This window comes from Mesorhizobium sp. CNPSo 4670, assembly GCF_057784235.1.
The window spans coordinates 62,110-82,376 of the sequence record NZ_JBWJFQ010000029.1 but is presented as its reverse complement, the minus strand read 5'-3'; the positions used below and the strand labels follow the sequence as shown (position 1 = coordinate 82,376).

The 20,267-nt window shown below is 57.8% G+C and carries 20 protein-coding genes and 3 pseudogenes; 2 read left to right on the top strand and 21 right to left on the bottom strand.

Going from position 1 to position 20,267, the window contains the following annotated elements:
• Nucleotides 1-36: 36 nt before the first annotated feature.
• From AC0ZT5_RS32280 to AC0ZT5_RS32215, 14 genes and pseudogenes are all read right to left on the bottom strand, one after another.
• Nucleotides 37-492 (bottom strand): Lrp/AsnC family transcriptional regulator, encoded by a 456-nt coding sequence (locus tag AC0ZT5_RS32280; protein ID WP_488499717.1) that lies wholly within the window; start codon nucleotides 490-492, stop codon nucleotides 37-39.
• Nucleotides 493-976: 484 nt separating this feature from the next.
• On the bottom strand, nucleotides 977-2,455 hold the full coding sequence (gene tnpC / locus AC0ZT5_RS32275) for an IS66 family transposase (protein ID WP_488499725.1): 1,479 nt from the start codon (nucleotides 2,453-2,455) through the stop codon (nucleotides 977-979).
• 109 nt (nucleotides 2,456-2,564) lie between these two features.
• Nucleotides 2,565-2,891 (bottom strand): IS66 family insertion sequence element accessory protein TnpB, encoded by a 327-nt coding sequence (tnpB, locus tag AC0ZT5_RS32270; protein WP_488481858.1) that lies wholly within the window; start codon nucleotides 2,889-2,891, stop codon nucleotides 2,565-2,567.
• A 26-nt stretch (nucleotides 2,892-2,917) separates the two neighbouring features.
• Nucleotides 2,918-3,364 (bottom strand): IS66-like element accessory protein TnpA, encoded by a 447-nt coding sequence (gene tnpA, locus AC0ZT5_RS32265; RefSeq protein WP_488499716.1) that lies wholly within the window; start codon nucleotides 3,362-3,364, stop codon nucleotides 2,918-2,920.
• 262 nt (nucleotides 3,365-3,626) lie between these two features.
• Nucleotides 3,627-4,003: pseudogene (locus AC0ZT5_RS32260) on the bottom strand (aldehyde dehydrogenase family protein); the annotation flags it as partial.
• Nucleotides 4,004-4,084: 81 nt separating this feature from the next.
• Nucleotides 4,085-5,395 (bottom strand): NAD(P)/FAD-dependent oxidoreductase, encoded by a 1,311-nt coding sequence (locus AC0ZT5_RS32255; RefSeq protein ID WP_488499715.1) that lies wholly within the window; start codon nucleotides 5,393-5,395, stop codon nucleotides 4,085-4,087.
• A gap of 96 nt (nucleotides 5,396-5,491) precedes the next feature.
• Nucleotides 5,492-6,208 (bottom strand): cupin domain-containing protein, encoded by a 717-nt coding sequence (locus AC0ZT5_RS32250; protein ID WP_488499714.1) that lies wholly within the window; start codon nucleotides 6,206-6,208, stop codon nucleotides 5,492-5,494.
• Between the two features lie 236 nt (nucleotides 6,209-6,444).
• Nucleotides 6,445-8,421 (bottom strand): hydantoinase B/oxoprolinase family protein, encoded by a 1,977-nt coding sequence (locus tag AC0ZT5_RS32245; RefSeq protein ID WP_488499713.1) that lies wholly within the window; start codon nucleotides 8,419-8,421, stop codon nucleotides 6,445-6,447.
• Complete coding sequence (locus tag AC0ZT5_RS32240) at nucleotides 8,421-10,466, bottom strand: hydantoinase/oxoprolinase family protein (protein WP_488499712.1); 2,046 nt, start codon at nucleotides 10,464-10,466, stop codon at nucleotides 8,421-8,423. The genes AC0ZT5_RS32245 and AC0ZT5_RS32240 overlap by 1 nt, the downstream gene beginning before the upstream one ends.
• 1,005 nt (nucleotides 10,467-11,471) lie before the next feature.
• Nucleotides 11,472-12,212 carry an aspartate/glutamate racemase family protein gene (locus AC0ZT5_RS32235; protein ID WP_488499711.1) on the bottom strand — a complete coding sequence of 247 codons (741 nt, stop codon included), beginning with the start codon at nucleotides 12,210-12,212 and terminating at the stop codon, nucleotides 11,472-11,474.
• 465 nt (nucleotides 12,213-12,677) lie between these two features.
• Nucleotides 12,678-12,842, bottom strand: a pseudogene (locus tag AC0ZT5_RS32230) (FAD-dependent oxidoreductase); the annotation flags it as partial.
• A 171-nt stretch (nucleotides 12,843-13,013) separates the two neighbouring features.
• Nucleotides 13,014-13,354, bottom strand: a pseudogene (locus AC0ZT5_RS32225) (zinc-binding dehydrogenase); the annotation flags it as partial.
• Nucleotides 13,355-13,499: 145 nt separating this feature from the next.
• Nucleotides 13,500-13,958: a hypothetical protein gene (locus tag AC0ZT5_RS32220; protein WP_488499710.1), complete on the bottom strand. Its 459-nt coding sequence runs from the start codon at nucleotides 13,956-13,958 to the stop codon at nucleotides 13,500-13,502.
• Between the two features lie 57 nt (nucleotides 13,959-14,015).
• On the bottom strand, nucleotides 14,016-14,618 hold the full coding sequence (locus tag AC0ZT5_RS32215; RefSeq protein WP_488499709.1) for a hypothetical protein: 603 nt from the start codon (nucleotides 14,616-14,618) through the stop codon (nucleotides 14,016-14,018).
• Between the two features lie 117 nt (nucleotides 14,619-14,735).
• On the opposite strand from AC0ZT5_RS32215, the gene AC0ZT5_RS32210 reads away from it, so the two are divergent.
• On the top strand, nucleotides 14,736-15,242 hold the full coding sequence (locus AC0ZT5_RS32210) for a helix-turn-helix domain-containing protein (RefSeq protein WP_488499708.1): 507 nt from the start codon (nucleotides 14,736-14,738) through the stop codon (nucleotides 15,240-15,242).
• On the opposite strand, the gene AC0ZT5_RS32205 is transcribed toward AC0ZT5_RS32210, so the two are convergent.
• The 4 genes from AC0ZT5_RS32205 to AC0ZT5_RS32190 are packed head-to-tail and all read right to left on the bottom strand — an operon-like array spanning nucleotide 15,239 to nucleotide 18,418.
• Nucleotides 15,239-16,552, bottom strand: coding sequence for a sensor histidine kinase (locus tag AC0ZT5_RS32205; protein ID WP_488499707.1), 1,314 nt, complete (start codon nucleotides 16,550-16,552; stop codon nucleotides 15,239-15,241). The two genes, AC0ZT5_RS32210 and AC0ZT5_RS32205, sit on opposite strands and share 4 nt — an antisense overlap.
• The gene (locus tag AC0ZT5_RS32200; protein WP_488499706.1) at nucleotides 16,549-17,094 is read right to left on the bottom strand and encodes a putative pterin-binding protein; all 546 of its coding nucleotides are present in this window, start codon (nucleotides 17,092-17,094) and stop codon (nucleotides 16,549-16,551) included. The genes AC0ZT5_RS32205 and AC0ZT5_RS32200 overlap by 4 nt, the downstream gene beginning before the upstream one ends.
• Nucleotides 17,084-17,785 carry an FkbM family methyltransferase gene (locus AC0ZT5_RS32195; RefSeq protein ID WP_488499705.1) on the bottom strand — a complete coding sequence of 234 codons (702 nt, stop codon included), beginning with the start codon at nucleotides 17,783-17,785 and terminating at the stop codon, nucleotides 17,084-17,086. The genes AC0ZT5_RS32200 and AC0ZT5_RS32195 overlap by 11 nt, the downstream gene beginning before the upstream one ends.
• 3 nt (nucleotides 17,786-17,788) lie before the next feature.
• Nucleotides 17,789-18,418, bottom strand: coding sequence for a response regulator (locus tag AC0ZT5_RS32190; protein WP_488499704.1), 630 nt, complete (start codon nucleotides 18,416-18,418; stop codon nucleotides 17,789-17,791).
• Between the two features lie 141 nt (nucleotides 18,419-18,559).
• On the opposite strand from AC0ZT5_RS32190, the gene AC0ZT5_RS32185 reads away from it, so the two are divergent.
• Complete coding sequence (locus AC0ZT5_RS32185) at nucleotides 18,560-18,904, top strand: hypothetical protein (RefSeq protein WP_488499703.1); 345 nt, start codon at nucleotides 18,560-18,562, stop codon at nucleotides 18,902-18,904.
• Here the strand turns inward: AC0ZT5_RS32185 and AC0ZT5_RS32180 are convergent.
• The 3 genes from AC0ZT5_RS32180 to AC0ZT5_RS32170 are packed head-to-tail and all read right to left on the bottom strand — an operon-like array spanning nucleotide 18,901 to nucleotide 20,209.
• Complete coding sequence (locus tag AC0ZT5_RS32180; protein WP_161777428.1) at nucleotides 18,901-19,065, bottom strand: hypothetical protein; 165 nt, start codon at nucleotides 19,063-19,065, stop codon at nucleotides 18,901-18,903. The two genes, AC0ZT5_RS32185 and AC0ZT5_RS32180, sit on opposite strands and share 4 nt — an antisense overlap.
• Nucleotides 19,062-19,610 (bottom strand): thermonuclease family protein, encoded by a 549-nt coding sequence (locus tag AC0ZT5_RS32175; protein WP_488499702.1) that lies wholly within the window; start codon nucleotides 19,608-19,610, stop codon nucleotides 19,062-19,064. Before AC0ZT5_RS32175 ends, AC0ZT5_RS32180 begins: the two co-directional genes overlap by 4 nt.
• Nucleotides 19,607-20,209 carry a hypothetical protein gene (locus tag AC0ZT5_RS32170; RefSeq protein WP_488499701.1) on the bottom strand — a complete coding sequence of 201 codons (603 nt, stop codon included), beginning with the start codon at nucleotides 20,207-20,209 and terminating at the stop codon, nucleotides 19,607-19,609. The genes AC0ZT5_RS32175 and AC0ZT5_RS32170 overlap by 4 nt, the downstream gene beginning before the upstream one ends.
• Nucleotides 20,210-20,267 lie beyond the last annotated feature (58 nt).

The following is a 20,267-nucleotide window of genomic DNA, read 5'->3' as shown; positions in this document are numbered from 1 at the left end:
AGGATGGAAGTGGCGGAAACGTTTAGCCTTAAGAGGCTACACTAGGATCCGAGGCTCAAATTTCACTCGGTCCAGTGCAATCATGCTCTTGAACTTGCGGACATTGGGATTTGTGTAGAGTTTAGTCTTCACAAAAACGTCAAAAGACTCGACGTCCTCCACAGCTACAATAAGCACAAAGTCGGCATCGCCTGTGACCATATAGCATTGAGTGACTTCTTTTGCCGCTCTCATCGCTCGCTTAAAGTCATCGACAAGATCTAAGCGCTCGCGATCGAGTTCTACCGTTAACACCACGGTCAGCGACTTCCCGAGTGCTTTGGGGTCAACTAGAGAGATGTCAGCGATGATAACGCCGTCGGCGCGTAATCTATTGATGCGCCGCATGCATGAGGCAGCAGAGGACCCCACCAGATCCGCAAGCTCGGCGAACGACAACCTGTTGTTATTTTGAAGGGCGCCTAGTATCCGCCGGTCAAGGTCATCTATCATCCCGATCCCCCAGATGCGAAACCACGATGTGGCGTTAGCAATCCGAAACGCTCGTTGCAAGACCGAACGCACAATGAAACGTTATCCCATTCAAGCGGTCGGATCATTTCAATCGTAGCCGATACACGACCGTTTGGTTTCACCCGAGCCCAAGTTTGCGTAAAATATTCAAAACGTATGCAAAATGATGGCGAACGACCATGGCTCGGCTAGACAGGACGGAGCCAACATGAATTCCATTACGAAGTTCTATCGCTCGGCTGACGAGTTCACCCCCGCAGAAGCATCTTTATCAAATTCCTGAGTTCGCCTTGCCTATGACGACGCGGCTTGCTGCGGACAAGCTGACATCTTTTGATATCGAGATAGCCGGCACCGTCACTGGCGCGTTTATCGGGTCGAATGCGATTCCGCAATTTGATCACCGCCAATCTGCCATTTTGCCGTCCCGACCAACCCAATGACCTTAATGTAACCGCTGTTCTCAGGCCACGGCCTTGAGTGGTGCGGGGGCGTAGGCCCAGGGCAGCAGGTCGTCGAGTTGGCTTTGCGGATGGCCGGCGACGATGCGGGTGATGACGTCGGTGAGGTAGGCGTACGGGTCGACGCCGTTGAGTTTTGCGGTTTCTACGAGCGAGGCGATGGTCGCCCAGTGCTCTCCACCGCCGTCGGAACCGGCGAAGAGCGCATTCTTCCGATTGAGGGCGATTGGCCTGATCGAGCGTTCGACCACGTTGGAGTCGATCTCGACGCGGCCGTCGTCGAGGAAGCGACCAAGTCCGGCCCAGCGCGAGAGCGGGTAGCGGATTGCTTCGGCGAGCTTGCTCTTCTGGCTGACCAGGGCGAGCTTCTCGCGCAGCCATGGCTGGAGGATATCGATGACGGGGCGGCTTCTCTCCTGGCGGGCGGTGCGCCGCTCTTCGGGCGAGCGTCCCCGTATCTCGCTCTCGATCTTGTAGAGCTCGGCGATGCGCTGGAGCGCCTCCGTGGCAATCGGCGCGGGTCCGGACTGGGCCAGTTCGTAGAAGCGTCGACGGACATGCGCCCAGCAGAACGCCAGGCTCACGGCATTGCGCTCGGCCAGCGCCCGGTATCCGGCGTAGCAGTCGACTTGCAGGATTCCAACGAAGCCCTGAAGGTGGCGCAACGGCTGTTCAGCCTTGCGGTCGGGCGCATAGAGATAGGCGACGCCGGGTGGAGCGATCCCGCCCCAGGGGCGATCGTCGCGGGCGTAAGCGAACAGCTGGCCCGTCTTGGTGCGGCCGCGCCCGGGATCGAGCACCGGCGCCGTGGTCTCGTCGGCGAAGAGCTTGCCGGACGCCTTCAGCCGCTCGAACAGCCGCTCGTGGATCGGCCGTAGCAGGAAGGCTGCCTTGCCGACCCAGTCGGCGAGCGTGGACCGATCCAGGTTCACGCCCTGCCGGGCATAGATCTGCGCCTGGCGATACAGGGGAAGATGGTCGGCATACTTCGACACCAGCACGTGGGCGACGGTCGCTTCGGTCGGGATGCCCCCCTCGACGAGGCGCTCCGCTGCGGGCGCCTGCACCACGACCTCCTCGCAGCTCCGGCAAGCATACTTCGGTCGGCGCGTGACGATGACGCGGAATTGGGCCGGCACGATGTCGAGGCGCTCGGAGCGATCCTCGCCCATGACGTGCAGCATCCCCTTGCAGCACGGGCAGATCTTGTCGGGGATGTCGATGACCTGCTCGATACGCGGCAGGTGCGCGGGCAGTGAACCGCGGTTGGCGCGGCGCTTCCTGGCGCGAGCCTCGCGCTTAGCAGGATCGGCGGCGTCCTCTGCGGCGAAGCCCTCCGCCTCGACCTGCTCGGCCTCTTCCAGGCCCAGCAGCAGTTGGTCGACCGGCAGGCTCTCTGCCCTGCGGCCGAAGCGGTGGCGCTGCAGTTCCTTGATGATCTGGCGCAGCCGCTCGTTCTCGGCGCGCTCCGCCGCGAGCATCGCCTGAAGCGCGATCGGATCGTTGGTCTGAGGCTCGGCCGGGTTGCTCACAAGGCCGATTCAATCATGCATTCCAATGCTTTGCCAGCGTCTCTGGCCGCCCATGGAATCAACTTGCCGCGACCGGCGCGCGCGTCTCGCGGGCGTCATGCACGCGCCGCCAATCCAACCCTTCCAGGAGCGCCTGCAATTGCGCCGCCGACAACCTCACCACGCCATCGGTGATGGCAGGCCAGCAGAACTTCCCGTCCTCCAGACGCTTCGCCAGCAGGCAAACGCCGGTGCCGTCGAAGTACACCAGCTTGACCCGGTCGGCGCGCTTGGCCCTGAAGACGTAGACCGTGCCAGAGAACGGATCGGCACCCATCGTCTCGCGCACCAGCGCCGCCAGGCCCTCGGCCCCCTTGCGGAAGTCCACAGGCTTCGTCGCGACCATCACCTTGACCGCACCCGTCGGCCCGATCACGACGGCGCCTTCAGCGCACGGATCACCGCCGCCACCGTCCTGGTGTCGGCGCCACGACCGACGCGCATGGCGACACCGTCAATCTCCAGTTCGATCACGCCGGCTTCTCGCGCGGCCTTCCGCTTCCGCGTCGATCTCGCGCGCTTCCCCGCCGGTTCGGGCTCCGATGCCGCGACCACTGCTGGAACAAATAATGGCTCCGGTGACGGCGCATTCGCCAATGGCACCCGCGCGGACCGGCGCCAGGCGAACAGCTGCTGCGGGGACAATGCATATCGCCGGGCCACCGCGCTCACGGTCTCGCCGGCATCGTAGCTTTCCGCCACGATCCGCGCCTTCTCCTCCGGCAACCATTCGCGCCGCCGTCCAGAACCCGTGAATATCTCAAGCCGACGAACCGGCTCTTCGTCTCTGGACTTAAGCGTAAGCTCTGAAATCGTCATGTGTCGAAGCCCTCAAAGGCTCCGAGCATCGTGGCTCACGACCACGCGCGAAAGGTGGTGCCGCAACAGCGCTCACACCTTAATCGCCTTAGGGGCACGTTCATGGCGGCTGCAGCGCAAGGACGCGCAAACGTGTGTCTATAGGCCCCAAAACGGCGAGCCGCCTCGCGCTTCCGATTACCGAGCTAGTTTGATGACCCCGGCAGACCGAACTGCAGCCGTGCGCGTTGGCCACGGACATGGGCTGTCGGCGGGGGGCCGCCTAGAGTTCGAGACAGGCGTATTTGAGCTCCAGGAACTCGGCGATGCCATGGTGCGACCCCTCGCGTGAGTTGCCGCTTTGCTTCACACCGCCAAACGGCGCGAGTTCGGTCGATATCATACCGGTGTTCACTCCGGCCATACCGTATTCCGGGCGTTCGACGACGCGGAAGAGCGCGCCGCATCGCGCGAATAGAAACAGACGGCCAGGCCCGTCTCCGTCGCGTTGGCTGCTCCGACAACCTCGTCCTCGGTCTCGAAGCGGAACACCGGCGCAAGCGGCTTGGCCACGGCCATAGCGCCGGTCACCCCAGTCAATACGGTAGGGCGACCGAGCGTATGACGGCTGCCACCGAACACAACCGAGGCGCCGCGCGTCACCTCTTATGGCCCGGAGTATCGTATTGGAACCTCGAAGTGCGAACGCGCGCAATCGTCCGGACTGGCTCATCCGGGGCATCAGGACTCTTTGCTTCGGCCTCGCATCAAGCGGCGGTCCTCGAATTCCATCTTTGCGTAAACCAGTGGCATAAACCAGGGCGTTCCGTTGAAGAAAGGTATCGATTTCGGAGGCTTAAAGTCGAACGCCGTGCGCCCGGCTTCATGATTGCCCAAAACCTGTTGCGCGATCTTCATTCCCAACCAACGCGCCCAGACGACTCCGGATCCGCAACAGCCCGTCGCGTAAATTACGTTTTGTTTCCTGAAGACACGCGGGATCATATCCCGATGCATCGCCACATAGCCGAACCAGCTATGCGAGATCGACACGTTCGCAAGTTCAGGGAAGATACGCGTCATCTCCGCCCGTAGATGGTCCGTCGGCCATGCCGGATCGCCAGACACGGTCCCGTCGCGTCCCCCGAACAAAATCCGTTCTCCATCGGGGGAAGGGCGGTAATAGTAACTCAACTGGCGGCCGTCGCTGTACATCATGCGCGGGGGCATTAGCCGCGCGATGAGCTCGCGGGGCATGATTTCGGTTGCGATCATGCGACTTCGGACCGGAACAATTCGGCGGCGCAACCAGCTATCAGATGCATCAGTGTAGCCGTTGGTACAAACAAGAACCTTTCCGGCGCGGACCTTGCCGCGCGGCGTGGACACCGCACAGCCGGCGCCGTCGCGCACGATCGCGAGGACAGGCGTGTTGCCCTGCACTACGGCACCGGCTTCCAGCGCTACGCGGAGCATCCCGGCGTGGAACTTGGCGGGATGCAATCCCCCGATATCCATCCGCACTTTGCCGCCTCGATAGAAGTCGGTGCCGATGTATTGGTGCTGTTCGGAGCGAGGCACGGCATAAGATTCAATGTCGAGTGCTTTGGCTAAGGTTTCGGCGCTCCGCGCCGACGCGTCATACTCAGCGCGAGTCAACGCACCAGAAAAGTAACCCGATAGATGATAGTCGCACTCAATCCCTTCTTCCGTGATGAAGCGGCGCAGATCCTCTCTCGCTAACTTGCCCTCGGCGTGGATTGCAAGCGCCCTTTCGGGGCCGAACCTTCGGACCAACTCGGCGTAGGGGAGACGAATGTTGCCGCTCGTCATACCGCCATTGCGGGTGGACGCGCCTTCCCCAGGGTGCTGTCGGTCAAGCACGAGCACCGAGCGCCCGGCCCTCGCAAGTGTAATAGCTGCCCCCAGCCCTGAATAGCCCGCGCCGACGACCAGCGCGTCGACCTCAGTCGGCAGGCTCTGTTCCGGCAAACTAGGGAGCGGGGCAGCCTCCCACCAATACGGAGTGGACTTTATGATTGAGGTGATCATCTGGTTTCCTTGAGGCGACCACTTCCCGGTGTAACGCCAACGGGGACGTGCTTTAGGCACAGCAGGTCCTTAGATATCGAATTGGTTACGACCTAGTCATTCCTGCACGCACCAAATTTTGGTAATCTGCTCATCGCTATGCCACAGGCATTGTGTCCCAACAGGTGCCAGCACCGTATCTCCTGCGGCTACAGAAAATGCAGTTCCATCCTCGTCGGTTAGGATTACAGATCCAGCAACGAAATGCATTAACTCCGTATACGTGAAGAGTACCATTTTTCGAGAGTAGGCATCCGCAGACCAGACGCCCGCAGAAAAACCCGTAGCCTTCTCGGAATACCAAGTGTGGTTGGACGTCCGGGGAACGGGTCCAAGGAGCAGATCGACCTTGGAGAAGGTCGTCGGGGTCAGGCTGTGGCTTAAGTCAAATGGAACAATCTCTTTCACGTCGACTGCACCGCCATCGCCATCGGAACGGGAGTGCATGAAGATCCCGGATTTGAGGCGAGATTGGTCGATACGGCAACGACCGCCGGCGGGAATGACGGCGCAGTCGCCCGAGCGCAAAATGACTTCCGATGCTCCTTCACCTGTGATGCTCAACTCGCCACCAAGAACGAGCACCAACTCGTCCCCGTTGAGTGGATCGGTGTCCCTCAAGGAAGGTGCCTGGCGGAGTAGCCCGAAGGAGCATCGATCATCCACACTCGCGTGAAGATAGACACGCTGAGGACTGTCAAGACCCGTCGGGGCCTTCGACTCCGGATCCCGAAAAACTTCGCCCTTGGCCGAGATTTTGAGCATTTTCGTCATTTGCGGTCCTCTTCGACGACTTGGGAAGCCGGCCGGCATCGCGCTCGACCCCGGATGATTTTCAACACGACTCTCACACTGTATTAAGTTGCGAAAGACGAGTTCAAACATGATACTGCAGGCATTGTGCACCACATCCGACGCATTCATGTCAACTTACTGATCAATAAGGGACGCGACCCCATAACGCATCCCTTCAATGTTACAACAACAGAGCCAGTTGTCCCCAACAGCACTCAATCCGACATTTGCGGAAACTGTTCCTTTAGTCCGGCGTAGATCGATCGTATCTGCCCATCTGGAGTCAAATATTTATCTTGTCCGCTTTTTACAGCCTTGAAAATCGAATGCTTCGCCCAATGACGCCAAGGGATCGAAGTGACTGATAGCACGCTGGTTAATGCTTGGTAGCGAGCCTCGGTCCAGACAGCCTCGAAAGCATTTCGGCCCTCACCAAAGTCAAATGCACCCCGCTCACAGGGAGACTGCCCAAGGTATTCTCGTTTGTGTTGGGTCCCAGCAAGGTCAGGCTGGCCATCGACAATGACTACGCCATAGTCTCGCTCCGCGGCGGCTGTGGAGATCAAGCCACGTTTGACATCAAGGGCAACGAGATTTGGATCGCGCTCAAGCGGGCTACCCCAGCCCCCGCCACCCGGGCCAATGACACGAATAACATCCCCCGGATTACATTCGACGATGTCGCGGTTTCCGAGCTGCTCCTCGGCAGCAGATTCGGGATTTTTTGTAAACGATGACGTGCTGCCAGCGCGTCCGCCACCAATACCCCACGACGACATCATCGTGGCATTACGATTTCGTGCCGTAACTACTGTTCCAGGAGCAGAAACCTTAAACTCCATTATCATTGCAGAGCCACCGCGCCAGCGGCCCGGCCCGGATGTGTCAGGTTGAAGGCCATACTTGCTAAAGATTATTGGCACTTCGATTTCATTGATCTCCACTGGCGTGTTGCGGAGGTAGGCATTGTGACCGCCGGCTCCTTCGGAGCCATCGCCGGAAGGCATCCCCCCGGCACCGCCGAGGACCGGTCCGACGGATGCCATGATCGAGAGATTCTTTTTGCCGATCGTACGAACATTCATGATACTCGAACCGTAGGCGCCGGCCGCTGGCATGCGATCCGGCATAGCCTTCGCGAAAGCACCGAACGTCGCCTGTTGCGCGATACAGCACGTTAAACTGCGCATACCAACGGCAGCAGGGGACACGGCATGCATGACTGTTCCAACGGGAAGAACGGCCTTGGCGACTTGAAGAATGCCGGCGTTCAGAAGTAGACGGTTATCCAACGTATATAGGACGTAGGACAGCCCGATCATCGCAAGTGCATGCCGCTCATGTCCGCCACTGGGTATGTTGAGGGACGAGTGGAGCTGCGGGTCGCTTCCCGAGAAGTCCATGATGAGACTTTCATCCTCGACCCTCAACGTAAGCGCAATACGGCACGGCACGCCTCCATCGGAATCTTCGTCGATATACTCCGCGTGAAAGTATTCCCCGTTTGGGATGGAGCGTACCACCTGCTTTGCCTGCTCAGTTCCATAATCCAGGAGGCTGTGTATACCTTGCTGAAAGCTCTCGATACCGAAGCGTTCCACAATCTCTTTAACGCGACGCTCACCAACTCCAACTGATGCGATCTGCGCTTTGAGATCTCCCCAGTTCTGGGTGGGAACCCGAACGTTTCGTTCCATGATGTCAATGAGACCTTGATTAAGTACGCCTCGCTGGACGAGTTTAGTCGGCGGTATTCGAAGGCCTTCCTGTTGTATTTCGGTCAGCTTACGGGACAAGGTTGCGGGGACCGCGCCACCAACATCGGTGTTGTGGATATGTCCAGCGACAAAGCAGACTATTTGCCCATCCACAAAAATTGGCTTCCATATGTGTATGTCAGGTGTGTGAGTAGCAACCGAACCGCTATACGGATCGTTCGTTATGCATATATCGCCGTCTTCATAAGAATCTATAAGCCTAATTACCGGCCCATAATCTAGGCCAAGGAACCAGGTTGCACCGAGAGACTTAGGCGAAGCGAACGTCGCGCCTTCGGGTGTAAGAAGGCCGCAAGAGAAGTCCTCAGTCTCCTTAACGAAAGTGGAATGCGCTGTACGTAAGAGCGTATAGGCCATAGCCTCGGCTGCCGCGGAGCAGTAGTCCGCGAAAATCTGAAGAGTCATACGGTCCATTAAAGTGCCTCTTTGGTTAAGCGCAGATTCCCGAACTCGTCAACGCGACCTTGCCAGCCGGGCGGCACTACAGTTGTGGTGTCATCCTGCACCACTACTGCTGGGCCCTTTATCTTCTGCCCTGAACGCAAATCTGATCGGCGATACACCTCGGTGTTCACTGGCTCGCCTGAGAACCAAGCGATTCGGGTGGACTGAGATTGTGCCGGATCGTTGCTTGGAGAGATCCGTTCGAGCCGCGGTTCCCGTCTAGGGGCCCGCACGACCAGCCTGAGGTTCACTACTTGGACAGTCGCTTGGGGGTCGGAGTGCGCGAACATCTCATGATGACGCTGATGAAACGCTGCCGCCATTTGCAAATGATCAGCCGAATCAATCACGGATTTATCGAAAACAGTCTCGATCTCGAAGGATTCCCCAGCGTAGCGCATATCCGCCGAGTAGATAATTTGGGACTCGCCGGTATACGCTTGCTCTTCCTTTAGCCATGCTCGCGCTCGCTGCTCCAACTCGGCCCATCCATCACGGAAATCATTGACCGCAGCCGCCTCGAGGTCCGCAAATCTGGAGAGGATAAAGTCATTTTTGATGTCGGCAACCAGGCCGCCAAGTGCGCTGAGGACACCTGGTGTGAGGGGTACAAGAACTTCTGATACGCCAACAGATTCGGCTAGCGACGCTGCGATCATTGCCCCGGCACCCCCAAAGGCCACCATCGTGAAATCGCGAGGATCGACACCAAACTGGGACAGCAGGGCGCTTACGCCATTGTACATACCCGAGACAGCGACCTTCTCAATGGCTTCAGCAGTTTGTTCGACGGTGCTTCCCAGCCGCTGCGATAGTGGCGTAAGTGCCGCTATCGATGCCGCCTTATCGATATGAACGTGACCATACCCCAGTCCTTCGCCGCCGATAATGTTCCGAGCCACGAACGAGTCCGTGATTGTGGGGCGTGTTCCTCCACGGCCGTAACAAGCGGGCCCAGGAGTAGATCCGGCACTCTCAGGGCCGACCTTGAGCACGCCAAACTCGTCGACGGACGCGATCGAACCCCCTCCGCTACCGATAGACGCCACTGAGACGGACGGAATAAAGATCTGGAAATCTCCGATTATTTCCCCAACGCCGTACTGAGGTTGACCGTCGAGAATTAGGGCAAGATCTGCGCTAGTGCCGCCGATGTCGAGGCTTAGAGCCTGCCGCACGCCGGATTTCCGGGCCACATAGGCTGCTCCAATGACACCCGAAGCGGTGCCAGACAGAATCATTTGGATGCATTGCGATTTGCCTTGCTCCGCCGTCATCACCCCGCCGTTGCTCTTGGTTATGTACGGCTGACATGTGACACCTACTTGCTTCAGCGCCTTCTGCAGGGAGCCTATATAGTGGGCAACGCGCGGTTGAACGTAGCTGCTGATCGTTGCCGTGATGGTACGCTCATACTCGCGTACGATCGGCCAAACCTCACTCGATAAGAAGACAGGAAAATCTGGAGCAAGCGACAATGCGATAGTTTTCGCCTTCTTCTCATGCTCAGGGTTGCGATAACTATGGAGGAAACTAACCACCACACCGTCACAGCCTGCCGCACGCGCTTCGAAAATTGCACGCTCCACGCTACCGGGGTCAACGGGTACAAGGCATTTTCCATCCGGGCCCATCCGCTCTCTAATAGAGAACACCCGGTCGCGAGTAATTAACGGATCCGGACGACGCGAAAACAGGTCGTACATGTTTCTCGATTTGAGCCGTGCCAGTTCCAATACGTCACTGAAACCCTCGGTAGCGAAAAGCCCGAGCTTCAATCCGTTTCGTTGAATGACTGAATTTACGCCGACGGTCGTGCCGTGGGTGAAGTATGAAATCGCAGAGGGGGCAATTCCGTAGCGGGTCTCAAGCTGACGGATGCCCTCCATTACCTCCGCGCCAGGATCATCGGGCCTGGAGAAAACCTTTAGAGCGCGCAGTTCGCCTGTTTCGTCGTCAATCACGGCGAAGTCCGCGAAGGACCCCCCGATATCGACACCAATCTGGTAGCCCATTGCCTAGATAAACCTCTTGCTAGCATCAGAACGCTGGTAAACGGGCCCGCTGCTTGCACCGATCAATCCAGCAGCCAGAACATTGCATTGTTGAAGGGAGACTTTCGGTCAAAATGCCCTTAATTGCGGAACAAACATGCTCGCGATCGGCCCAACGTGAAACAGATCGACCATGTCCGGTATGGCGCCTCGCGACAAAATCAGCCTGGGAGGGAGGGAACATTGTGATTGACGCTAACTTTGCAAAGGACGACGACGAGGGACATCACAGGGTCACATGAAGCAGGATCCCCATTGCCGTTGCGCGAACAGCCGCGCATTTTTTTGTCCGGTGTGCCACGGTATCTGTTGAACAATATTACGTACCAGTGTTGGTGCCGAGGCCGCTCGCTTGCTGTGAGAGAAAAGCGATTCAGGTAAAACCGTCAGCCGAAACCGGTGCTGGTTTTCATCATGTCCGAGGCTGGCACTTGCCAGACCACCGGCATCGCCAGCTTGCCGTCCGTTGTGAAGCTGAGTCTATCGCCGCATCACAGCACCCTGCCCCGTCCGGGCTAGCTCGAATCGTGCGGATAACTGATCGTCGCCAGCTGTCGCGGCTGAACATCTCGCCGATTCGCGTCGTGCGAGCCCAATTCTGCGCTTGGATCTCGCATTTACGATGGATACCCGGAGCGGGTACCACATCCTGCAGCAGCGTATCCAAGGGAGCTGAGCGCAACCATATCGACATGGGGGCGGCCGCCTATCAGTCGGCAGTGGCCGCCGGATCAAACCTGGACTGTCGAGGCACCAGGCGGACACGGAAGCCTCGCTATGGGCCCTCTCGACCACCTCAGGTTGCCGGCCCAAGGTTGCCACGGTCCCTTTCTGTCGTCGTGTTGTATTCTTTTTGACCCAGGCTACGGCGCCAGAAGCGCCCGGCTGCCCAACCGAACCAGCGTCGCCGCCCTCACGGGAGATAGCGTCACGACCCCGTCATGCACTAACATTAAGCTCGGTAGATCACCAGCAAGCCCCACCTCGCCAAGTTGGCAACGGCTTCTCGCCAAGCGCCACATCGAGAGCGTACTGCGCGAGCAGGCGCGTCGAGTCTAGCGTTGGCAGGGGCGAATGTTCATGTGAAATAAGTGCAGGAATTTCGGTGCATCCAAGGACAACTGAATCGCAGCCTTGCGATTTCAATCGTTCAATGATCTCCACGTACTGAGCTCTGGTTTTGTCGGTGAAGACACCATTACACAGTTCTGAAAAGATTGTTCTGTTAATAAGATTTCGATCCTCTTCACTAGGAGCAATGGCATTTAGTCCCCTCGCCTTGGCGGCAGAAAAGTACATAGGCTTCGTCATTGTCCACTTCGTGCCAACTATCCCGAGCTTCCGATAACCGAGCCGACTCGCCTCGCTTGCGACAACATTAGCGATATGTAGATCAGGCAACTCAAGGTCAGGGCCGTTCATCTCTAAGGCTAAATGGGCTGTATTATCTGGGCAGACGAAATAATCACATCCAGCGGCGCTCAGTCGGGCAGCCGAATTGGCTAGTCGCTGGCGGATAGGCGCTAGGTCACCACTTTCCCAGTCTGGCATGCTAAGGCCCATTGGAATAATGCTCATTGAAATATCGGGATGCAAATGAGCGCCGAGCCTCGATGTACCCTCGTGGCAAATCGTCAAATAACAAAGAGAAGAGCCCTCTGCGCTATGAGCTAGTATGCCAACATGTTTCATAACTTGATCTGCCATTGCGGAGGTACCTGGTGCCTTTATCGCCCAAAGCGGCTGTCCAACTTTGACAAATGCCAGTTTACGCCACGCCGTCGTTGACAAAACAGCAAAACGGCGCGCACCCTGACCAAATTATTTCGTTCCCGCATCTGATTCGAATGGAGTCGACGTCCGCCGCGATGTTCGAATAACCGTCCCGCGCCGCCTACGAGAAAACCACCACATCGGCGATGTTAAGTCCGGAAAAGACAATTCTGCGCCATCTGACGCAAGGCTAGTTGTCTGGGCATACGAAAATTCAAATCCGGAAGCCTTGAGACGCCTTGGCGCGGATCGGCTCAGCTTTCGAGCACGTCCGCGAAGCTACTTCCAAAAGAAGTATGCTCAATTTAAATTGAGATGCATATGATCTCCTGCTTATGACGAGCCCCGTGTAGGCGCTGCGTGGCCTCCGATGCGACAGCCACCGCCTAGCCTAAGTGATCATGCGGAATCCGGCACACGATACTGCATCACCGCCCACACAATGCGACCGCTGCGGATTTCCAGTCCGGTCACCCTGCAATTCTCGACCACACGAACCCCACGCTGCCGAGCGCCACGCGCATAAGCAGCCGAGAGGTCGGCGGGATTGACCCTGCCTGAAAGAGGATTGAACCAGAGAACGCAGCGGAAGAATCGAGCAGAGGATGCAGACGACCGGCTTCCTAGCGGGAGAGTGCGATGTGGGCTATATCGCGGCTAGGTGGTCTGCAACGGCTCGAAGACGTTTGAACCACAGAGGTCGCTGGCCGGTCGGTCGGCAGCTTGTGGCCTGCTTCAGTAAACCCGACGCTCCTTGATCGACTTGCCCTCATGCATAAAGGTCGAAGCCTTGTTGAAGTCCTCCAGCTTCAGCAAACGGGTGATCATCGGGTCAATCTGGATCTTGCCGTCCATGTACAAGTCGACGATTTTAGGCACGGTGCAGCCGGGTCGCCAAAGGCGGTGCCCATCGAGGTGCGGCCGGTGACGAGCTGGAACGCCGGGGCGAAAATCTCCTGGCCAGCACCCGCGACGCCGATGATGACCGATTTGCCCCAACCGCGATGCGAGGCTTCCAGCGCCTGGCGGCATGACCTTGGTTTGCCGGTGCAGTCGAACGTGTAGTCTGCGCCGCCGATCTGGTCAGCGCCGCGCTTGTTCATATTGACGGTCGTCGCGAAATTGACGAAGAGACCCCGACATTCTCTGAAGAGCATGCCGAGGATCGGCCTCCAGGTCAGACCATATCTGGTGCTTCGCTCCCCTCCCCTCTCGGCGCACTCACTTATGCGGCATGCAATAGATCCCCTCTGATTCCATCAGTACCGCGCCGCCCTTCAACTCGCTCAGTGCGCCGACCCACGCTTCCGAATAGGTGCGGCTGGCATCGACGGCCGTCAGCCAAAGAACGCGTTTGTCGGCCAGTTCGACCTTAACTTCTTGCTGCAAAGGGCTTGCCTGCACGGTCTGTTGATAGTGGCGTTTGATCCTGACATTGCTGGCCGGGAACTCAGCTTCGTTGCTGCCGTAGTTCAGCACAAACCCAGTGCGGTCCTCAGCCACCGAGCAACTGCCATCACGCTCACACACAATTTTGGCGGCGGTCTTGCAATCCCATTTCAGTGAAGCGGGCCACATAGGATTGTCGACGCTTGATCGCGGCCTGTCACTCTGACCAGCCGCAGTCAAGACTGCGCCTGTGTTCACAATCACAATGGACAGGAGAAGCGCCTTGAACACTACAAAACTCCCTGAATTGTCAGACTCATAGTGCCTCGTCACGCGTGATGGCATGGCTTATGGCAGGTTGAGATTGAACCAGCTTTTCTGGCGCGTGCCGTTCGCGTCGTCATACTCGATGAACCAGGGCTTTCCGCGCATCGGCCGAGCGATGGTGTAGTAGGTAGGGCCATTATGAAGGGAATGCCCTCGATCGTTCCCCGCGGTCTGGATTGTTGCCGCAACCAACCTACCATCGATTTCGATTTGGACCTGACGTGTTCCGTCTCCATGATGTCCGCCGAGGCCGTTGTTTTTGAGAACGACGGGCAACGAGAGCCTATCGGCCGCGATGCGGCAGATGTTCCGCTCTTGACCTAAGCCCGGCCGATCGGATTCGGAGTTGCCAACTGCTTGCCAGCCAGACGGACAATCCTCATACTTCTCAAATCTCGCCGCGCTGGAGTTGGCTTGCGGACAGATCGGCCAATTAAAGCCTGGGGCTTCCATCGCCGTAATCAACTTGTAAATTGGTGGGTGGCACGAGGGGGTGGCTTGCCAATCGCCGGAAAGACATAGGAGGACCTGACAGCCCCATTCCGACGCTTTTGATTGGGATGGAAGAGCTGCTGCGCCCGCGATGGCGACGGCACTCCCCAGTAGAAATTTGAGTATGGTCATAGCCTTTTCCTCGCTGCAGATTTGACAGTTTACTATGGATGATCGGCGCGAAAAAGGACAGGTCAAAAAGGCAGGTTTGTGCGACTACATCGATTTATGCAACGAGACGACGGAGGCGTGGTCAACAACCCGTTGCGCGTCAACATTGCTCTGACGCTTGAGCGGGAGAGAGCCAGACGCGGCCTATCCCATATGCACATGGCCGAGCTGTTTCGGACCGCCGACGGCGAGAAACTCGCCTACCGAACCTATATTCAGACTGTGCGTCAGAAAAACAATGTCACATTGACGACGCTGCAGGTGATGGCAAACGGCTTGCGATTGTCTTTTGCAGAACTGCTCGCCGGCGGCAAGAAAGTTCCGGAATGGGCGCATCGGTTGGACGACAATGCGATCCGGAAGCGGCTGGCGCACATCATCGATTTTGAACGGCAAAGACGTACTTTGCACCGCTATGAGATGGCCGAACTCATCGGCGTGGCGGAGGCGACCTTCACAAAACTGGAACGGGCGAGCGGCAACGTCAGCGTGGACACGATTGCCGCGATCGCCAAGGCGTTGAAACTTGATCCAGCGACCTTCCTCTTTTCCGAAAAGATCCCGCCAGAACTGACACCTAGCTAGCCGCCCAATGGGTGTTCCTCCGTCCGACCGGCCTTGCGAAACGATTGGCAAAAAGTAGCTGCGGCGGAGGCCAGCGGAATTCTAACCTGCACGGTTGTGCCGATACCTTGAGCGCTTTTGATGATGAGCTTTCCATTCAGCGTCGAGACCATCTGAGAACATGCGGTCAGGCCAAGGCCAGTATGATTCCCGGCTCGCGTTGAAAAGAAAGGGGTGGTCGCTTTTGCAGCGATCGTAGGCGGCATGCCTGAGCCCTTGTCGGCCACCTCGAGCACTAGATAGGTGCGCGGGAGGAATGGCTGTCGCTTGACTGTCGCGGAGACAAGAACTTGGGCGTTACTGACGTCCGAAGCGGCAAAAGCGTTTTCGATCAGCTCGTTCACGACCAACCGGAATGGCGCCGAGGGTACGGGGTGCAAGCGCGCTTTGGAGTCGACACGGACTTGCACCAAACCGCTAGGCTCTGCCGTTATGTCTTCTAGCAGTTGGCCGAGCGGCACAGTGCTTGAATCTTGTGGCGCATAGGCGATCTGGAGTACACCGTTAGTGATCGATTCCAGTTCGCTCGCGGCATTGCGCGCAGCCTCAAGCATTTCGCTGCTCGGCTGCTTGTCTGGCTGTGAATGCTCAAGGAACAGCCTGAGGGCTGTAACACGCGATCGGGTCGTATGCGCAAAGAGCGAGGCGAACGAGCGCATGTGCTGGTCGCGGCGGTTGGCCAGAGCGTAGCGCTGATGGATAACCAGATAGAAGGTGGCACCAAGGCCAAGCGCGATGGCGAAGATGAACCAGTTGCGCGAGGCAGCAATGTCGATGCCGGCGGTCTGCTGCAAAGTGGCGCTGTGGTCAACGGTGGAGCTTGAGACTTCGTAAATTGACTGTTCCAGCTTGGCCATGTCGGCAATGGCTTGGGTGTAGCTTTTGCGGGCCGACACAAGCGGGGCGATTTTCTCTTCGAGGGTCTGGCGGATCTCCCCCAGGAGTGCGGCGTCATGATCCGGGAAAAAGCGGTTCAGATAGGGCAGGTTTTCCAACTGCGCTACGTTGACGCTTACCAGCGCCATTTGCCGATCGATGTCGGCATCAAGCTTGCCCGTCTGTTCGGCGATGCGAAGATAGCCATAGACTCGTATGAGGCGCTCGCGAATCTGTGCCGCACGCCACTGAATTTCGAAGGTCTGGTTGAGGATGGCATCCGTTTCCTGACGGTAGCGATCTGATTGAATGAATGTCCACGCACTCAGCCCAAGCGCTGCAGCCATACCGAGATACGGCAGAACATTGAGCAAACGGCCGTTAAAGAACTTCATTGCGTGGCGCGCAGGATGACTGGAAAAAACACCCAGATCGAGTTTCTTGCGGGAACATATGAAGCAGGCAATTGGTCGAAGGGCCAAACAATGAAGATGGGGCCTTTCTCTACCATGCTGATCGGGCGGAAGTCCTGGCCTCCCAAGCAAAACGAACTGGCCTTGTCGTTCTCGTTGCAGCGACGCTCGACCGCGAGGATCGGGTTATAAGACCGGATTTCGTCCATGCGAATATCGGAGACGAAATTGTCATAGGCGACAACTTTGACTTCCTGCGCGGCGGTGATTCCAGCCTTGGCAAGTACGTTTGCTAGCAGCGGCCCACGATATTCGATTTTCTCGCTGTCGCTCGTCCAAGGTGTACGCGTGTCATAGGTCTGTTGCGGAAACTCTGCCTGTAGCTGCTTCACCGAAAAGACCGCGATGTTCTTGCCGCTGGCGTCTTGAACCGACAGCTCGTTGGGATCGAGCGGGATTTCCTCCGCCGCACTAGCGAGCGGAAGGGCCATGGCAAATATGACGGCGAGAGCACTACGCAACATCTTCCGCATCCTCGTATTCGCGGGGTCCATCATTCTTAGCGAAGAGCACGCAAGGTCCTCGGGATCCCCGCGGATCGTAGGCAAGTCCCTTTTCTGCCAGGGCAAGCGTGATGTTGCGGATGCCGTCAAGCCCATAGAGATGGTCGTGCAGCTCAAGAAAGATACGCTCGACGCCTGGCAGCTCGGCATCTCGCAAGAGTTCTTTCTCAGCCCCTTCAATGTCCATGACGAGGACGTTTATTCGATGATCGGCGATGAAACGATCGACGTCAGCCGAGACGATCGAAAGTTCGCGCTCGTAGGGTCCTTGGTCTTTGTGTGTGGAAGACATCCAAAGGTCGCGGCGAACGTAGAAGGTGAAGGACCGCGGCGGGCCCGCTGTGAGGATACCCTGGGAATATGTGACATTGTGGAGATCGTTGGCTGCTATCACGCGCTTGGCTAGTTCCGCTGTTGCGGGGTTTGCTTCAAATGCCCACACCTGAACGCCGGGGATTTTCGCGATCAGTGCGGTGATGATGCCAATACCGGACCCTAGCTCCAGTACGCGATCGCGCGCCTTGACCGCCCTGAAGATCCACTTCGCTTCCTTCGCTTCATAGCTCTGGCTTTGAAGCGCTCGCCAGATAACCGGGGAAACCTCCTGTGGTGCGACAGGAACCTTGATTCCATGGACGATCATGGGCGCCATTGCTCACAGCCCCCGCGGGATCCGATGGCCTTGCCGCATAAGCTTGGCGCGAGCCTGCTTGTAGTATTTCTCGGCCGAGCCGGGCGCTATGGCGAGGCGATCGGCCATGAGAGAAAAGATCTCCTTTCGTTTCACGCCGGGTGCGCGGTGCGCCATCATGTCGATGGCCTCCTGCTCGCGCGGTGTAAGGGCTGAAAATCGGTAATCGGGCTTGGTCATGACAGCGCGGGACAGGCGCAAGGAAAACCCCTTGCTGGAAATATCGTCCAGCACGTCGCTGAACACGCCGGGCGCAAGGCCCGTTTTGCCGAGATATGCGGCGGCGCCAATTTGCCGAAAGCCATCTGCCTCGCAGCGGTTGTCGGAACCGGTGACGACAATATGAATTGCGCTGGGTGAAGCCTCGATGATCTTGTCCACGACTGCGACGCGGTCCCCCTGTGAGGTGGGATCAAAGCCGGGCAAGCCAGGGTCGATCACGACCAGATCGAAATGACTGTTTTGAAGCTCGGTAGTGGCGATCGTCAGCGTTTCCGCGCCAAGGACGACACATTTTTTGAAGCTTGCTTGCACTTCATTCATCAGAGCCAGACGCATAAGCGTCTGGTCTTCGACCACCAGGGCACGAAACATCAGAAGCCAATCCTTCTACGCAGCCGCCCCCTGCCCTGTATTTCAGAATTGGTCGCTACAATCTAGGGATGTGAACATCCCTAGATTTCGTCTCCTCCACAGGTATTTGTATCTGACCGATATACGCGAGGGAGCTGGACGATGCCTATTCGATTGGTCTGTAGCACCGGAGTGATGGAAGCGGCTGAGGGCGTCGCTAAACTGATTGCGGAACATCGTCAAAGCGTCGCCGCGCTTGAACGTATCGGCAAGCGTTGGATGGGGGCCGAAGGGCCGGACGCGACCGTGCTGGCTGCGAGACTGGACGCGGTCATGGCGGAGGAGGCTGCGGTGCGAAGGCGTGCTGCCATTGCTCCAGTAGCCAGTATCGCAGAGATCAAAATGAAGGCCACTTATTTTCAACGGCTGACGGCTCATGACTGGTGCGAGGTTGATGTCGATGATTTCCGCGCGTTGCTCGGTTCTTTCGCGAAACTGCAGTCCTAGGAGAAGAGCGCTGAAATCCATGAGGCTACGGTATTCCAAGCCGCATAGAGCCCCGCAGGCACCAATATGATCGCCATGAACGCAGCGGCTCCGCCAATAGCGCCGTCACCGCGCCCTTCCACGGGGTAGTAATATTTGTGCGCCTCTTCGTCGTGCTTCATTGTTGTCTCTCCGATCGCTTATTTAGCAGCAACTGAACAGGATGCTGAAACCTCGTGTTCCACAAACCCGCACGTTTCATCTTAGCGTTGATTTCCGCAACGAGGTAGTTCTCATTGACGGCCTTGCCCTTTGCTGTCGTTGCCGCAAACGCGTATCCGGTCGCTATGAGCGCTGTGCCGACGTCGACCGTTTCGCCATTGAGCTGCGCACCGCACACGACAAAAACCGCCTTGTCCAGGGCGTAGCCGATTGGCTGGCATGTCACCGCCGCGCTGTCGAACAGGGCTGCCAGGTGCGCCAGCGAGGTGTTCCCGCAATCGATTTTGTTTCCATTTGGCTCTTCAGCTGATGTGCCTCGAAGACATGACTGGACGCCATAGAGGCGAAAAAGATGATCTCCGTCACGCCAGGTATCTCCAGTCAGCAGTTGAGCCGATTTCGATACCGCGAGCGGCGTTGGCACCGCAGACTCCGACGCATCCTGAGCGTGTGCCGACGCACACAAACCAAATGCCGCCAGCACTGCGAAGCTCGCCTTATTCATTCCTGGAACTGTCCACCGAGGTCGGCGGAATGCTCCAGATCGGGGCGCAGCGACTTGCCGTCCTTGTTGCGTCCGATCGCCGCCATGTGGAAAAAAACCATTTCGTCGTCGTCGTAGGCGACGTTGTAGGGGTCGTTTGCATTACCCCCACCCACGAGCGAGAAGCACGAGACAGCGTCGGGTTCACCCTTCCTGCTTTGCAGCACAAGTGTTTTGCAAAGCACGACGGACGCACGATCGTTGTAGATTGCCTCTTCATAGTCCTGCGCGGCTTTCGTGCAGTCCCACTGCTGCGTCTTGTACGCAATCTTCGGTTTTGGGCAGCCGGCAAGGCCGCGCAGTCGATACGTCACCCCGTTGATAACGCGCTCAGTCGCCGACGGCACCTTAACCGGTGTGATGAGGGCGGCCGCGTCGCGCTGAAAAATCGCGCCTTTCCCATCGTAGCGTTCATAGACAAACACCTTCTCGCCCGACTTTGCAAACTGGAGCAGGTATTGCTCCGAGGGTGGCGCGAAGGCGTTCGGGGCGTCGGCGCCGGCAGCATAAGCCACAGTGCCCTGGAGCAGCAAGATCGCGCAACGGGCCGTCTGTTTCATCGAAATCCGTCCTTGTGATCGATATCGTGTTGACACTTTACTAGGGCTGAGTGTAGCC

Bases quoted from the DNA above. Each gene is read 5' to 3' on its own strand.
- AC0ZT5_RS32280 (WP_488499717.1), bottom strand. From the start codon at position 492: ATGATAGATGACCTTGACCGGCGGATACTAGGCGCCCTTCAAAATAAC.
- tnpC (WP_488499725.1), bottom strand. From the start codon at position 2,455: ATGCTCGCGGCGGAGCGCGCCGAGAACGAGCGGCTGCGCCAGATCATC.
- tnpB (WP_488481858.1), bottom strand. From the start codon at position 2,891: ATGGTCGCGACGAAGCCTGTGGACTTCCGCAAGGGGGCCGAGGGCCTG.
- tnpA (WP_488499716.1), bottom strand. From the start codon at position 3,364: ATGACGATTTCAGAGCTTACGCTTAAGTCCAGAGACGAAGAGCCGGTT.
- AC0ZT5_RS32255 (WP_488499715.1), bottom strand. From the start codon at position 5,395: ATGATCACCTCAATCATAAAGTCCACTCCGTATTGGTGGGAGGCTGCC.
- AC0ZT5_RS32250 (WP_488499714.1), bottom strand. From the start codon at position 6,208: ATGACGAAAATGCTCAAAATCTCGGCCAAGGGCGAAGTTTTTCGGGAT.
- AC0ZT5_RS32245 (WP_488499713.1), bottom strand. From the start codon at position 8,421: ATGGACCGTATGACTCTTCAGATTTTCGCGGACTACTGCTCCGCGGCA.
- AC0ZT5_RS32240 (WP_488499712.1), bottom strand. From the start codon at position 10,466: ATGGGCTACCAGATTGGTGTCGATATCGGGGGGTCCTTCGCGGACTTC.
- AC0ZT5_RS32235 (WP_488499711.1), bottom strand. From the start codon at position 12,212: ATGGCAGATCAAGTTATGAAACATGTTGGCATACTAGCTCATAGCGCA.
- AC0ZT5_RS32215 (WP_488499709.1), bottom strand. From the start codon at position 14,618: ATGACCATACTCAAATTTCTACTGGGGAGTGCCGTCGCCATCGCGGGC.
- AC0ZT5_RS32205 (WP_488499707.1), bottom strand. From the start codon at position 16,552: ATGAAGTTCTTTAACGGCCGTTTGCTCAATGTTCTGCCGTATCTCGGT.
- AC0ZT5_RS32200 (WP_488499706.1), bottom strand. From the start codon at position 17,094: ATGTTGCGTAGTGCTCTCGCCGTCATATTTGCCATGGCCCTTCCGCTC.
- AC0ZT5_RS32195 (WP_488499705.1), bottom strand. From the start codon at position 17,785: ATGGCGCCCATGATCGTCCATGGAATCAAGGTTCCTGTCGCACCACAG.
- AC0ZT5_RS32190 (WP_488499704.1), bottom strand. From the start codon at position 18,418: ATGTTTCGTGCCCTGGTGGTCGAAGACCAGACGCTTATGCGTCTGGCT.
- AC0ZT5_RS32185 (WP_488499703.1), top strand. From the start codon at position 18,560: ATGCCTATTCGATTGGTCTGTAGCACCGGAGTGATGGAAGCGGCTGAG.
- AC0ZT5_RS32180 (WP_161777428.1), bottom strand. From the start codon at position 19,065: ATGAAGCACGACGAAGAGGCGCACAAATATTACTACCCCGTGGAAGGG.
- AC0ZT5_RS32175 (WP_488499702.1), bottom strand. From the start codon at position 19,610: ATGAATAAGGCGAGCTTCGCAGTGCTGGCGGCATTTGGTTTGTGTGCG.
- AC0ZT5_RS32170 (WP_488499701.1), bottom strand. From the start codon at position 20,209: ATGAAACAGACGGCCCGTTGCGCGATCTTGCTGCTCCAGGGCACTGTG.